This window comes from Roseibium sp. (assembly GCF_025698965.1).
GTDB lineage: Bacteria > Pseudomonadota > Alphaproteobacteria > Rhizobiales > Stappiaceae > Roseibium.
The window spans coordinates 1-13,748 of record NZ_JAILWL010000128.1; the positions used below are offsets into that span (position 1 = coordinate 1).

The 13,748-nt window shown below is 57.3% G+C and carries 14 protein-coding genes and 1 pseudogene; 11 read left to right on the top strand and 4 right to left on the bottom strand.

The window, feature by feature from the left end; translation table 11 throughout:
- The 4 genes from K5905_RS12365 to K5905_RS12380 form a co-directional block, all read right to left on the bottom strand.
- On the bottom strand, window positions 1-1,852 hold a 1,852-nt coding region (locus K5905_RS12365), incomplete at its 3' end, for a VWA domain-containing protein (RefSeq protein ID WP_297584206.1).
- 10 nt (window positions 1,853-1,862) lie between these two features.
- A complete protein-coding gene (locus K5905_RS12370) occupies window positions 1,863-2,672 on the bottom strand; it encodes a CbbQ/NirQ/NorQ/GpvN family protein (protein ID WP_297584209.1) in 810 nt (269 codons plus the stop codon).
- A gap of 5 nt (window positions 2,673-2,677) precedes the next feature.
- A complete protein-coding gene (locus K5905_RS12375) occupies window positions 2,678-4,048 on the bottom strand; it encodes a cbb3-type cytochrome c oxidase subunit I (RefSeq protein ID WP_297584212.1) in 1,371 nt (456 codons plus the stop codon).
- Between the two features lie 24 nt (window positions 4,049-4,072).
- On the bottom strand, window positions 4,073-4,525 hold the full coding sequence (locus K5905_RS12380; RefSeq protein ID WP_297584214.1) for a cytochrome c: 453 nt from the start codon (window positions 4,523-4,525) through the stop codon (window positions 4,073-4,075).
- Window positions 4,526-4,899: 374 nt separating this feature from the next.
- Here K5905_RS12380 and K5905_RS12385 point away from each other — a divergent pair, with 374 nt between their 5' ends.
- The 11 genes and pseudogenes from K5905_RS12385 to K5905_RS12435 all read left to right on the top strand — a co-directional run.
- A complete protein-coding gene (locus K5905_RS12385; protein WP_297584217.1) occupies window positions 4,900-6,576 on the top strand; it encodes a cytochrome D1 domain-containing protein in 1,677 nt (558 codons plus the stop codon).
- A 278-nt stretch (window positions 6,577-6,854) separates the two neighbouring features.
- Window positions 6,855-7,319 (top strand): annotated as a pseudogene (locus K5905_RS12390) (NapC/NirT family cytochrome c); the annotation flags it as partial.
- 33 nt (window positions 7,320-7,352) lie between these two features.
- A complete protein-coding gene (locus tag K5905_RS12395) occupies window positions 7,353-8,573 on the top strand; it encodes an ethylbenzene dehydrogenase-related protein (RefSeq protein ID WP_367186961.1) in 1,221 nt (406 codons plus the stop codon).
- Between the two features lie 61 nt (window positions 8,574-8,634).
- Entirely contained in the window at window positions 8,635-9,054 is a 420-nt protein-coding gene (locus K5905_RS12400) for a plastocyanin/azurin family copper-binding protein (protein WP_297584220.1), read from the top strand.
- Between the two features lie 207 nt (window positions 9,055-9,261).
- A complete protein-coding gene (gene cobA / locus K5905_RS12405) occupies window positions 9,262-10,059 on the top strand; it encodes a uroporphyrinogen-III C-methyltransferase (protein ID WP_297584222.1) in 798 nt (265 codons plus the stop codon).
- Window positions 10,052-10,357: a cytochrome c gene (locus tag K5905_RS12410; RefSeq protein WP_297584225.1), complete on the top strand. Its 306-nt coding sequence runs from the start codon at window positions 10,052-10,054 to the stop codon at window positions 10,355-10,357. Before cobA ends, K5905_RS12410 begins: the two co-directional genes overlap by 8 nt.
- The gene (locus K5905_RS12415; protein WP_297584227.1) at window positions 10,354-11,502 is read left to right on the top strand and encodes a cytochrome D1 domain-containing protein; all 1,149 of its coding nucleotides are present in this window, start codon (window positions 10,354-10,356) and stop codon (window positions 11,500-11,502) included. The genes K5905_RS12410 and K5905_RS12415 overlap by 4 nt, the downstream gene beginning before the upstream one ends.
- Before the next feature lie 3 nt (window positions 11,503-11,505).
- Window positions 11,506-12,507 (top strand): Lrp/AsnC family transcriptional regulator, encoded by a 1,002-nt coding sequence (locus K5905_RS12420; RefSeq protein WP_297584230.1) that lies wholly within the window; start codon window positions 11,506-11,508, stop codon window positions 12,505-12,507.
- Complete coding sequence (locus tag K5905_RS12425) at window positions 12,504-12,959, top strand: AsnC family transcriptional regulator (RefSeq protein ID WP_297584233.1); 456 nt, start codon at window positions 12,504-12,506, stop codon at window positions 12,957-12,959. The genes K5905_RS12420 and K5905_RS12425 overlap by 4 nt, the downstream gene beginning before the upstream one ends.
- Window positions 12,956-13,444 carry an Lrp/AsnC family transcriptional regulator gene (locus tag K5905_RS12430; RefSeq protein WP_297584236.1) on the top strand — a complete coding sequence of 163 codons (489 nt, stop codon included), beginning with the start codon at window positions 12,956-12,958 and terminating at the stop codon, window positions 13,442-13,444. The genes K5905_RS12425 and K5905_RS12430 overlap by 4 nt, the downstream gene beginning before the upstream one ends.
- Before the next feature lie 2 nt (window positions 13,445-13,446).
- Window positions 13,447-13,748, top strand: a 302-nt coding sequence (locus K5905_RS12435; protein ID WP_297584238.1) for a radical SAM protein, incomplete at its 3' end; no start/stop codon positions are given.

Here is a 13,748-nt window from a genome sequence, read left to right on the forward strand (position 1 = left end):
CGAACAGGCGCGGGAACCACGACTTTGCCGACTTGTCGATGGTTACACCGAACACCGACTGTCCGGCCCGCCGGGCTTCACGAACGGCCATTCTGGTATCCTCGATACCATGTCGGCCTTCGTAGTGATCCAGGTCGTTCGGTTTTCCGTCCGTAATCACCATCAGAAGCTTGCGCTTGTGCGATTGCCTGGCGAGGTCCGCGCTGGCATGGCGCATGGCCGCCCCAAGACGGGTGTAGAAACCTGGCTTCAGACCACTGATCCGGTGTTCCACGGTCAAAGACATCGGCTCGTCAAATCGCTTGCAACTCTGCAGGTAAACCCGGTGACGCTTCAGTGAAGAAAATGCAGAGATTGAGAAATCATCGCCACACGCATTCAGTCCCCAGGCAAGCGCTGTCAAAGCCTCCCTTTCAATATCGATCACTGCACGTCCCGAAACCGCACTTTCGGTTGAACGCGAAACGTCCAGCAGGATCGAGACCGCAAGATCCCGTGCTTCCGGACGGGTCTGTAGCCAGATGCGATCGTTGCCGACGCCGCTGGCAATCCGCTCCACCTGCGAGCGTACGGCGGCGTCCATATCAAGGGCATCGCCTTCCAGGTGCCCTCGCGTCGTAACGCGTCCGGGACGAAAAGCTTCGAATTGCCGTTTGACCGAACGAATACGGCGTGCCGCTGCCGGATCGGTGGCAACCACATCATTGGCCGGATCCGCTTCGGCAACACTTGTCAGGACGCAGACATGGTCCTGCAGGTATTGCCCCTTGCGCGCTTCCCATTCCGGGTAGAGTGTCCGGCCGGACAGGCGTTCCCGATCAACATCCTCGGGAGCCAGATCCAGATGCAGTTTCAACCGTGTCGCCGGAGCCTGGGAAATCTGCCCAAGGCCGATTTCGTCCTGATCTTCCGCAGCCTTCTTGGCATCGTCGTTGTCGTCGTCATCGACGCGGCGGTTGAGGTTCAGAAACTCCGCCCAGCTCAGGATGGCCTCGAACTTGTGCAGGATCAGGCTGTCCTTGCGCTCCGCCTGATCGGATTTCCGTCGGCGGGCGCGAACAGTCTTGCCATTTGTTTCCTCTCGCTCGCCATCCGTTTCCCGGGTTTCGACAGCGTCCCCGGTTGAAAATACAACGTCCCGCAGCTGCGGCCAAAGAGGAACCGGGCGGAATGGACGGTACCCACGCGGTGCCGAGATGTCATCGAGCTGACCGGCATCCAGCCTGGACTTCAGGTCCTGCACATCCCTTGGCAACCGGGAAGGGTCGCCAAGCAGGTGTCTTACAAGACGTTCGACCCTTGTTTCGACAGTCGGCAGTGACGCTGTGGGACGTTGCCGAAGAATTCCGTCGCATAGCGCTTCGTAAAGGTTCTTCAGTCCCGGTGCAGCTTGCAACGTCCGTTCTGCCAATTCTCCGGCAACACGCAAAGTCTGAAGATCCGCGCGCAACGGGTCTTCTTCGGCCGTGAAATCAGGTGTGTTGGCGGCCATGGCCGTCAGCCACACATAAAGTGCCGCATTTGCTTCGCGGATTGGAAACACGGCAAGGCTCGCTGGCAATCGCAGGGTCTCGCCGTCGAAACTGGCGCGCGGAATGATCTCCGCTTCAGTCCCAAGCCGCCTCAGAAAACTGAGGCGGTGGTTGGAGACTTCTTCGGAGACCGGGCGAAGGTCCACACTGTGGTCTCCTCCCAGTCCCCGGAAAAGCACAGCAAGCCGCCCGCCGACTTCATGGAAGTCGACCGCGGCCCCATGATGCACCTCGGGTGCATCCAGGCGGCTTGCAAATGCGTGCCACAGTTTCCCGACCGTTTCTTCGGGTTCCCATGGTTCGATTTCGATCTTGCCCATCGGTCTGGCCTCACCCAAACACGGCCGTGACAAGATCTTGGAGCCCGCGTTTCACGTCCTCGTCATCGCTCAGCGGTTCAATCATCGCCGCGAGGATTGCCCGTTCCACGGACATGCCCTGCGCGATCAACGTGGCGGCATAGACAACCAGACGGGTCGATACGCCTTCTTCCAGGTCCTGTCCTTTGAGTGCGCGTAACTTGCCGGCAAGCCGGACAAGATTTTTGACCCTTGCCTGATCCAGGCCGCTTTCTTCCGCGACGATTTCGACCTCAAGTTCAGGAGCCGGAAAGTCGAATTCGAGCGAAATGAAGCGTTGTCGCGTTGACGGTTTCAACGTTTTCAGGATGTTCTGGTAACCGGGATTGTAGGACGCTACCAGCATGAAGCCGGGAACGGCCGCGAGTTCTTCACTGGTCCGGTCGATCGGCAAAGTTCTGCGATCATCCGTCAGTGGGTGGAGCACCACCGTCACATCCTTGCGCGCCTCGACAACTTCGTCGAGATAGCAGATCGCTCCTTCGCGGACTGCTCTTGTGAGCGGTCCGTCGACCCAGACCGTTTCACCGCCTTTGAGGAGATAGCGGCCAATCAGATCGGCAGCGGACAGGTCATCGTGACAGGCGACCGTATAGAGCTTACGTCCGAGTTTGGCTGCCATATGCGCAACAAAACGGGTTTTGCCGCAACCGGTCGGCCCTTTCAGAAGAACCGGCAGCGCATTGGCGAAGGCGGCTTCGAAAACCGAACATTCGTCACTTTGCGGCAGGTAAAAAGGGGCGTCAGCCGCCCCTTTTCCCAGTGATACACTTCCTTCCATCGCACTTACTCCGCAGGGACGCTGGCAGCGTCACCGGATTCGATGATTTCACGCCTTGGAACGGCAACTGCGTAGATGAACAGGAGCGCACCGAGAACCACGGCAACGCCAGAGCCGAACCGCATCCAGTAGAACAGGGCAATCTGGTCCTGAACGTCCATGAAGTATTCGCCATTGACCCGCTGCAGGTGCGTTTGAATCGTTCCGGCAAAGGTCAGCACGAAGGTCATGAACGCCATGCCACCGGACATCAGCCAGAAGGACGCCATGTTGAGCACCTGGTTGTAGGGATCACGTCCCCGCAAGATCGGCATGGCGTAGCTGATGATGGCCAGGTTCAGAGACACATACGCCCCGAAGAAGGCCAGATGACCGTGTGCGGCAGTGATCTGTGTGCCGTGGGTATAGTAGTTGACGCCATGCAAAGTGTGCAGGAAGCCCCAGACCCCGGCACCGAAGAAGGCAAGCGTCGCACAGCCCAGCGACCACAGCAGCGCGGCCTTGTTGGGATGATCCCGGCGACCCTTCCAGACCATGACGAAGGCAAAGGCCATCATCGCGAAGAACGGAATGACTTCAAGGGAGGAGAAGATCGAACCGATCCACTGCCAGTAGGCGGGCGTGCCGATCCAGTAATAGTGGTGACCGGTTCCCAGGATGCCTGAGAACAGCGCCGCCGCAACGATGACATAGAGCCATTTTTCGACAACTTCGCGGTCAACACCGGTCAGCTTCAGCATCAGGTAGGCCAGGATGGAGGCCATGATCAGTTCCCAGACACCTTCAACCCACAGGTGGACGATGTACCACCAGTACTGCTTGTCCAGTGCCAGGTTGCTCGGATTGTAGAAACTGAACAGGAACAAAAGCGCCAGTCCCCACAAACCCAACAACAGGATGTTGGTGATCGCGGTTTTCTTGCCCTTCAGCACCGTCATGGTGACGTTGTACAGGAAGATCAGCGCAGCAACGACGATGCCTACCTTGACCCATTTGGGCTGTTCGATGAACTCGCGGCCTTCCTTGCCCAGAAGCCAATTGCCTTCAAACAGGTTGAACACATAGGTGACAACGACGCCGAGCGTACCGATCACCAGGATCGCAAGCTGCAGATAGGCTAGTTTGGTCGAGTGGATTTCCCGTTCCGCCTCTTCGGGGATGAGGAAATAGGCTGCGCCGAAGAATCCGAGCAGCAACCAGACAATCAGGCTGTTTGTGTGCAACATCCTGATAATGTTGAAGGGCAGGAGTTCAGAGAGGAAATTCGGCTGGACATAGACCCAGCCCGCCAGCAATCCGCCTGACACCTGGATGGCAAAGAGGCCCAGGGCGACGGCGAAATACGCCAGGGCGACTTTCTGAGATTGGTATTTCATTGTTCGTTCCTTCTCGCTTTCAGATCAGCCGGCGTCATTCGGCGGCCAGTCTTGGGCGTCGATCTTGTCGGTCCAGATCAGGAAGTTTGCGAGGTCGCGAATTTCCTTGTCTGTCAGATTGAACTGAGGCATCTGGCGACGGCCTTCGATGCCTGTCGGCATGGATTCCATCCAACCTTTCAGGGTTTCGAAAGCAGCGTCCGGATCGTCCAGGACACCCCAACGTGTCATCACGTTGCCGACTTCCGGTGCGAAATACGCGCCTTCACCCAGGATCGTGTGGCAGTTGATGCAGGCTTTTTCTTCCCAGACATGCTTGCCGGCGGCCACGCTCTCATCGATGGCATCGTGATTTGTCGATGTCCCGGTGATGTAGAAGTGACTGTGCGCCGACAGACCTAGGAAGATGATGATGAAGAACAGTGACCCGCCATAAAATATGTTTCGGGCCATGCTTTTGGTCATGACTTCGCGCATTGCGCGCTCCTTTCCGCCGTATTGAATGTGGTGAAAGGGTGGCAGGGTGCGGGCACATTTCCTTAACCAAAGTCAAGCAACCGATTTCAGCGCCAATTGAGACGGCCTGACAGAAATTCGAAGCCGGTCTCGGTAAGCCCTTTTTTTAACGTCAGGGAGTGAATTTCACCTGCGACAATAATGACCAACTGCGTCAGTTGGACACTCTTTTCACGCCATATTTCAGCCACTTACTATCATTCAAATTTCATGCATATTTAAAAAACGCTACTGTTTTCAGTATCTTCGGGCGATTGAGCTTAACGAAAGTCAAGGAAGCAAACTGCCAAATGCACAAGGCTCGCGACTGCCTCACCAGCATTTGGAGTTTGAGAATGTCACATCCAAGAAAGAGAAAAGGGACAGGCCATGCGCTCGCCGCAAGCCTCGCGCTGCTGTTAGGCAGTGTGACGGCGCCTGCCTTTGCAGAAGGTCCAACCTTGACCGAGGAGGCCTTTGAATCATCCAAACAGCTCTACTTTGAAAGATGCGCAGGTTGTCACGGCGTGCTGCGCAAGGGTGCGACAGGTAAGAACCTTGAGCCCCACTGGAAAAAGACAGCAGCCGATGGAAAAGTCACAGAAGGCGGCACCCTGAAGCTTGGCCAGGAACGCCTGGAAAAGATTATTGCCTGGGGCACCGAAGGCGGCATGAACAACTTCTCGGACATCATGACCGAGCAGGAAATCAAGGACATGGCGACCTACATCATGATGGAGCCGCCAAAGCCGCCTGAAATGTCGCTGGCGCAAATGGAGGCAACCCGCAAGGTCTATGTCGAGCCCAAGGACTATCCGACCGAGCCGCTGCACGGCCGGAACTGGGAGAACTTCTTCGTCGTTATCGAGCGTGACGTAGGTAAGGTTGCCGTCATTGATGGCGATACCAAGGAAGTGCTGGCGCACATTCCGACCGGTTATGCCGTGCACGTCCTGAAGGCCTCCGAGCACCACAAACTGGAAGAGCCGGAAAACCCGGGCCGCTTCTGGTACACGATGGGCCGCGACGGCAAGATGACCAAGATCGATCTCTGGCAGAACCCTGAGAACATGCTGGTCGCCGAAGTGAAGATCGCCTATGACGCCCGCGACGTTGCCGTTTCTGGCGACGGCAAGTACGTCATCGGTGGAGGCTACTGGCCGCCGCATTTCGCAATCGTCGATGCCGAAACCATGGAGCCGAAGAAGGTTGTCTCCACACGCGGTGTCAATGTCGACGGTGATTATGTGGAAGAAAGCCGCGTGGCTGCCATCTACACCACTCCGAACGAGCCATCCTGGATCGTTGCGGTCAAGGAACTCGGCCAGCTTTGGCAGGTCGACTATACTGACCTCGACAATCTGCGCATCGACAAAATCGATTCGGCGAAGTTCCTGCATGACGGCTTCTTCGATCCGAGCGGTCGCTACTTCCAGATCGCCGCAAACGCGTCGAACAAAATGGTTGTTGTGGACACCAAAACCCACAAACTCGAAGCCATGATCGACACTGCTCCGCTGCCGCACCCCGGCCCGGGCGCGAACTGGAACGACCCAAATTGTGGTCCGGTGGCCGGTACCACCCACCTTGGTGAAGGTACCGTGACCGTCTGGGGTAACGATCCAGAAAACCGTCCGGATGACGCTTGGAAAGTCTGCTACGAGGTAGAAACCGACGGCGCGGGTCTGTTTATCAGAACCCACCCGGATTCGGACTACATCTGGGCAGACCAGACCAAGCACCCGGAACCCGAAGTGCAGCAGTCGGTGCAGGTGATCTCGAAAGAAACCGGTGAGATCGTCAAGACCATCCAGATCACCGAAGAGGAAGGCAACGTCGCCGTTCACTTCGAATTCAACCAGGACGGTTCTGAAGTGTGGGTCTCCAAATGGAACCGCGCAACTTCGAAAGAACCGAACGGTGAAATCGTGATCTTCGACGCCAAGACGCTTGAAGAAAAAGCCAGGGTCAAGGGCCTCTTCGCCCCGACCGGCAAGTTCAACGTCTACAACCGTTCGAACCACGTCACCTAACGTGATCTAGCGAGCCTTTGAAGGGCGGGCCGCTCGCCCGCCCTTCTTTTTTTGCCAGCGGGAACGGGACGGTGTCGGCTCTTGATCAGCCGACAATCACAGACGCTTGTGCGCTTCCTGAAATCCGTTGGCCTGCGGCCCGACTGCGAAGGGTCGATCGAGAAAACCGAATACGGAGCCTGGACATGACCGAGAGCAGTCAGGGTGGAGACAAGAAGAAGCCGATCTGGCGCAGATACGTGCTGTGGGGCATGCCCATCGGGGGTGTTGCGGCTGCATTTGTTGCCGGCATCATCTTCTGGGGCGGCTTCAACACTGCAATGGAAGCCACCAACACCAAACAATTCTGCATCTCCTGCCACGAGATGCGCGATTTCGTCTACGAAGAATACACCGGTACAATTCACGACGTGAACCGTTCGGGTGTCGGAGCAACTTGCTCCGATTGTCACGTCCCGAAGGACTGGACACACAAGATCATCCGCAAGGTCAAGGCCTCCAGAGAACTCTGGGGCAAGATGACCGGATCGATCTCCACAAAAGAAAAATTCGAAGCAAAACGTGTGCACCTGGCCATGAACGAATGGGAGCGCATGAAGGCAAACGACTCACGTGAATGCCGTAACTGTCACGGCTTCGATTCGATGATGCCGGAATTCCAGAAGCCGCGCGCCCGGCAGCAGCATCTGAATGCAATGGAAGCGGGTCAGACCTGTATCGACTGTCACAAGGGCATTGCCCACTCGGATCTGCGCGACCGTGCCGATCCCGACTACATCGAAAAACTTGAGACACCGAATCCGGCCTTCAAGCGCGAGGTTCCCCAGGAATACCTTGCGAGCCTGAAATTCATCACCGAAAAGGAAGCTGAAGAGGAAGCCGCGGAAAAGGCTGCGAAAAAAGCCGAACGGGAAGCCGTTCAGGCCAAGATAGCAACTGCTGTCGAAGCAGCGCGCGCTGAAGAGCGGGCAACGCTGGAAGGCGAAGCTGGAGATGCAGCCGCAAGCGGCAGCACCGGTGACGGCGGCGGCGGCACCGTTGCGGCGAATATTGACTGGAACGCCGTTGCACCGGCCGATATGACCCTGTTCTATCCCGGACAGGCCTCTTTCGAATGGGTGCAGAACGGCAAAACCCACGGAGGCGCCCGTCCGCTCACCAAAGGCGGCGATGCCTGTACCACCTGCCATGCCAAGGAACTTGAAGCGATAGGCACCAAGATTGTTGCCGGCGGTGAAACAGAAGCAACTCCGATTCCAGGAAAACCAGGCACAATCGACGCGACCGTGCAAGCTGCTCACGACGATGAAAACCTCTATGTGAGACTTCAGTGGCCTGAAACTGCGCACAGCCCGGCCCCATTTGTCGAAGGCGGCAAAATGGATCCGGACAACCAGATCAAGGTGGCCATGATGATCACCGGTACGGGTATCGAACTGGGTGAGCAGGTCGGTTGCTGGGCATCCTGTCATGCCGACAACAGCTACATGCCGTTCGACCCCGGCGCGGAAGCGATTGCCGCCAATGCGGATGTTGCCGCCCAGCTGGAAGCCAAGGAAACGATCACGAAATATCTGACCGAAAGCCGTACGAAGGTGGAGGTCAAAGGCAGAAGAGGCAAGGCCCAGGGTGGCTGGGACAAACTGAAACCTGCCGAAGAGATCGACCAGCTTCTGGCGGACGGTACCTATCTGGACCTGTTGCGTGTCTATGCCGATGGCACGGCAAGCAACGGATACCTTTTGGACCGGCGGGTTGAAAACGGAGGCGAGATGGAGGCTGAAGCCAGCCTTGCGGGCGGTGTTTGGACCGTCGTGTTCTCGCGGCCGCTCAATCCCGGCGCTCCTGGCGATATTCCGATCGAGCCGGGTAAAACCTATACGGTCGGCTTCGCCATTCACGACGACTATGCCGCTGCGCGGTTCCACCACGTGACGCTCAACACCAGTCTGGCGCTGGATGACGAAACGGCACAGATCGACGTGACCAAGCAGTAACAACAAGCGGGGCGGTCTGAATTTCAGGCCGCCCCGGTTTTATTCAAGAGGGAGAATTTGCATGTGCCTGAATACATTTCGTCTTCCCGCAATCCTGCTTGCACTCCTGATATCCGTTCCGGCCTTGGCGGAAGACGACAAGACAGCTGCGATCTGCGCTGAAGCCGAAGACCGCTACGTCGACATGTTCGGCCACCCCTCATCCGAGGAAGAAGGCGTCCGTATCGTGAAGATGTACAAGTACAAGTTCTGCCCCGGAGATCTGAAAGTTCCCGTCGGCACGACTGTCCGCTGGGTCAATGTCGACAAGCGAACAAGTCATACGGTGCTGCTCAAGGAAACGGACACACCGGAATCCGACAGGCTGTTTCCAGAAGACGAATTCGAATTCACGTTCCTTGTTGCCGGCCCGCAGAACTATCTGTGCGGACCGCATTGGGAAACGCAGGAAATGATCGGAATGGTGACCGTAACGCCCTGAGCGACTTTGAAAAAAGTCTCGGTGGTCAACGGATTCCATTGACTATTGTCAAGCCGGTCTCGCTCGAAATGAGCAATCATGTTGCCACGAAACGCCCCGTCCCAAATCCCGCCTTCAAGCCTCAACCGGCGCATATGACAGGCGGTACATGCCAGGGCGTTTTGCAGCGAACCAAGCATCCAAATCTCGGGAGAAGCGGGGTCACTCATGACTGGTAAAGTCTTTCTCATCGGAGCCGGTCCAGGCGATGTCGAACTTCTCACGCTACGCGCCTTGCGCATGCTGCAGAACGCCGACGCTGTGGTCTATGACCGGCTTGTCTCGCCGGAAATTCTGGCGCTGGCACCGAGCGGTGCGGAAAGGGTATTTGTCGGGAAATCGCCTGACAACCATCCTGTTCCCCAGGAAAAAATCAACGAAATCCTCAGTGCCCTCGCTCAGAAGGGCCTGACAGTTGCCCGGCTTAAAGGTGGCGATCCGCTCATCTTCGGTAGAGGTTCGGAAGAAGCCGCACATCTGACCTCTCTCGGAATTCCGGTTGAATACGCACCCGGCATCACCGCGGCGCAAGGCGCGGCCGCCGCAAGCGGCGTTCCGCTCACGCATCGCGGTCTCGCTACCGGCGTACGCTACGTGACCGGACATCGGCAGGCCAATGGTTCACTCGACCTGGATTGGCGTAGTCTTGCCAGCGAAGACACCACCCTCGTCGTCTATATGGGCGTTGCCAACATCGGCCAGATTGCCATGCGACTGATTGCCGAAGGCCTGAACGAAACGACGCCTGTCATGGCGATTGCAAATGCAACGACCCCACGGGAAACGCGGTTGTTCTCACAACTCAATCGCATTGCCATGGATGCTCGGGAGGCTGAATTGAAAGCCCCTGTGCTTTTTGTGATCGGCAAGGTCGTCACCCTTTGCGCCGAATGGCCCACCTCTGTCTCAGAGCTGATCGGTGCGGCGGAAGCCAACCTTGGCTTCGGGCATCGGGTCCATGCGTAAGCTCCTTGCCCTCTTTTTGCTTTTATCCAGTCCGGTCGGCGCGGAAGAGGCCGCGCAGACCGACAAGCTGGTAAATCTCGTGCATCAGGATTGCGGCTCCTGCCACGGCCTCACGCTGAAAGGTGGGCTCGGCCCCGACATCCGCCCCCAGTCCCTGTCGCACTACGACATCGACACGCTATCGACAGTTGTTCTGGACGGCATTCCCGACACTGCCATGCCTCCCTGGCGCCCGCTGATGAGCGAGGCTGATGCGAAGAAGATTGCCGAGTATCTCTTACAAGGAGACGTGAAATGAAGTGGCTCCCTGGTGCCATTCTGGCAATTCTGATGATCGGCAATGTACAGGCCGAGACGATCATTGCGACCGGTGACCTCGGTCTTGTGGTGGAAAGGGCTTCCGGATCGCTGCTCCTTGTGGATCAATCCGAAAAGGCCACGATCTCAAGGATCACCGGCCTTGGCGATCTCTCGCATGCCAGCCTGGTTTACTCACCGGATCAACGCTATGCCTATGTTTTCGGGCGTGATGGTGGTCTGACCAAGGTCGATCTTGTCGAAAAATCGATTGCAAACCGCGTTGTTCAGGCGGGCAATTCCATTGGTGGTGCCATTTCCGACGACGGCACGCTGGTGGCGGTTTCAAACTACGAACCGGGTGGCGTCCGGATTTTCGATGCGGATACGCTTGAGCTGGTCGCCGACATTCCAACCGAATCCAAGACGATCGGACTCGTGGATGCTCCGGGCCGCCGCTTCGTGTTCACGCTGTGGGACGAGGGTGAGACCTGGATCGCGGACATGTCGTCCGGTACGCCTCTTGTCAAAAAAATCTCCGGCATGGGCGACAATCCCTATGACGCGCTGATCACCGGCGACGGCCGCCTCTACATCACCGGTCTTTTCGGTGAAGACGGTCTGACAGCCCTGGATCTGTGGGAAGATGACCCGGAGCCTATCCGCGTGCTTCCGGAATACGGTCGCGGTCAGAAGGAGCTTCCTGTCTACAAGATGCCCCATCTGGAAGGCTGGGCACGTGCAGGTCGTGAGTTCGTATTGCCGGCGGTCGGCCATCATCAGGTGCTCTGGATAGACGAGACCAGCCTTGAAGAAACCGGTCGGACCGACACTTACGGCCAACCGGTCTTTGCAATGGCGCGACCGGACGGCCGTCAGGTCTGGGTGAATTTCGCTCATCCGCTCAACGACACCATTCAGGTGATCGATACGCTGTCCAAGAAAGTTGTCCACGAATTCAAACCCGGCCCGGCAATCCTGCACATGGAATTCACCCCGCGCGGACACGAGGTCTGGGTCTCAGTACGAGATGCCGGGAAAGTCATGATCTACGACACCCGCACCTTTGAAAAGCGCGGCGAAATCGATGCGGAAAGCCCATCCGGCATCTTCTTCACCTCCCGCGCTCACAGAATGGGGTTATGAACAATGGAACGAATTGGTGATCCCATTGACTTCAGACTGCTGGATGAGTGGCAGCGTGAATTTCCACTGGTCGAACGACCGTTCGCGGAAATCGGACTTCGGATCGGTTGCGCCGAAGTGGATGTCGTCTCAAGACTGGCGGCCTTGAGGGCTTCGGGAAGAATTTCCCGTGTAGGAGCGACCTGCGCTCCAAACACCGTTTCCGCCAGCACGCTTGCCGCCCTTTCCGCCTCAACTGAAAATCTGGAGACCGTCGCAGAAATCGTCGGCCGGCAACCAGGCGTCAATCATTCCTATCTGCGGGAGAACCACTGGAACCTCTGGTTTGTCACGACGGGTCCGGACCGTGCCCATGTCGACCGGACCCTGGACACCATTCGTGCCGAAACCGGCTTGCAGGTCCTTGATCTGCCTCTCGTCAGGCCATTCAATGTCGATCTCGGTTTCAAGCTCACCGACGATACGACGAAAGCCCCGGTGCCACGCCCAATCCGGCTAGACCTGCTCAGGGATGGCGACAGGGCTATTCTCCAATCGCTGACAACAGGCATGCCCTTGTGTGCGCGACCTTTTGCGTTGATCGCGAAGGAACTCGATCGCACCGAGGAGGAAGTTCTTGCCCGGATCGACGTTTTACAGCAAGCCGGGATCATCTCCCGGCTCGGTGTCATCGTCCGTCACCGGGCCCTGGGCTGGAGTTCCAACGCCATGGTCGTCTGGGATGTTGCAGCCGAAAATGTCACTGCAGCCGGCACTTCCCTTGCCGCCCATCCCGGCGTGACGCTGTGCTACGAGCGCCGTCCGGTCGAGGGGGTCTGGCCATTCCGGCTCTACTGCATGATCCACGCCAAGAGCCGTGGGCAAGCGCTTGATACGCTCACCGGCGCATCCATGTTGCCGGAACTTGCGGATGTTCCCTATCGAGTTCTCTTTTCCAGTCGCTGTTTCAAGCAGACCGGTGCCTTGATCGCGGAGAAGATTGCGGAGAAGGGAGAAGCGGCATGAGTGAACCGCTTGACGAGATGGACCGCAAACTGATCAACCGGCTTCAGGATGACCTGCCTCTCACTTCGCGTCCTTTCGTGCAAATTGCGGAAGAACTTGATGTAGATGAACAGGAGATCGTCGATCGGACGAGGCGACTGCGGGATGATGGTTATCTGACGCGTTTCGGCCCGTTTTTCGATGCAGAGGCCCTGGGAGGTGCCTTTTGTCTGTGTGCAATGAGCGTTCCGGAAGACCGTTTCCAGGAGGTCTTAACCAAAGTCAATGCTCATGCGGAGGTTGCCCATAATTATGAACGGGATCACAGGCTGAACATGTGGTTCGTCCTTGCAACGGAAAATCAGGACGGCATCGCCAGCACCGCTGCTGCCATCGAGCAAGAGACCGGGCTGCAAGTTCTCCTGTTTCCCAAAGAACAGGAATTTTTCATCGGATTCCGGGTGACCGCATGACCTTGCATCCAAAAGACCGGGCAATCATGGAAGCGACGCAGGCTGGACTACCGCTGGTTTCGCGCCCTTATGAAGTTGTCGCCGAAACCCTCGGCATGAGCGAGGCTGAATTGCTCAAGCGCCTGTCGCGGTTGAAGGAACAGGGTGTCATTCGGAGAATTGGGGCGGCACCGAACCACTATCGTCTCGGTCTCACCTCAAACGGCATGACCGTCTGGGATGTCGATGATGCGGTGATTGACGAGCTCGGCAAGCGTGTAGGCGCCCTTTCGTTCGTCACTCATTGCTATCGCCGTCCGCGGGCTCTTCCCGACTGGCCGTACAACCTGTTTGCGATGGTTCACGGCGCAAATCGCGATGAGGTTCACGCCAAGCGCACCGAAGTTGCCGCACTTATCGGAGATGCCTGCCGCGCGAGCGACATCCTGTTTTCCACGCGCATCTTGAAAAAAACCGGAATGCGGCTCAGCAGGAAGGAAAACTGACAATGTTTCGCCTGTCGGAATATATGCAGCAGATTGCCAACCCGACACCGGTGCGCAAACGCGCTGCAAACGGCCTCGTCAAACCGGTGGTTATCTGGAACCTTACCCGGCGCTGCAATCTCAAATGCCGCCATTGCTATACAGTTTCCGCAGACGTGGACTTTCCCGGAGAACTGACCCACGAACAGGCGATGGCGACGCTGGAGGATCTGGGCAGTTTCAAGGTTCCGGCGCTGATCCTGTCAGGTGGCGAACCGCTGGACCGTCGGGATTTTTTCGACATCGCACCACGGGCCCGGCAATT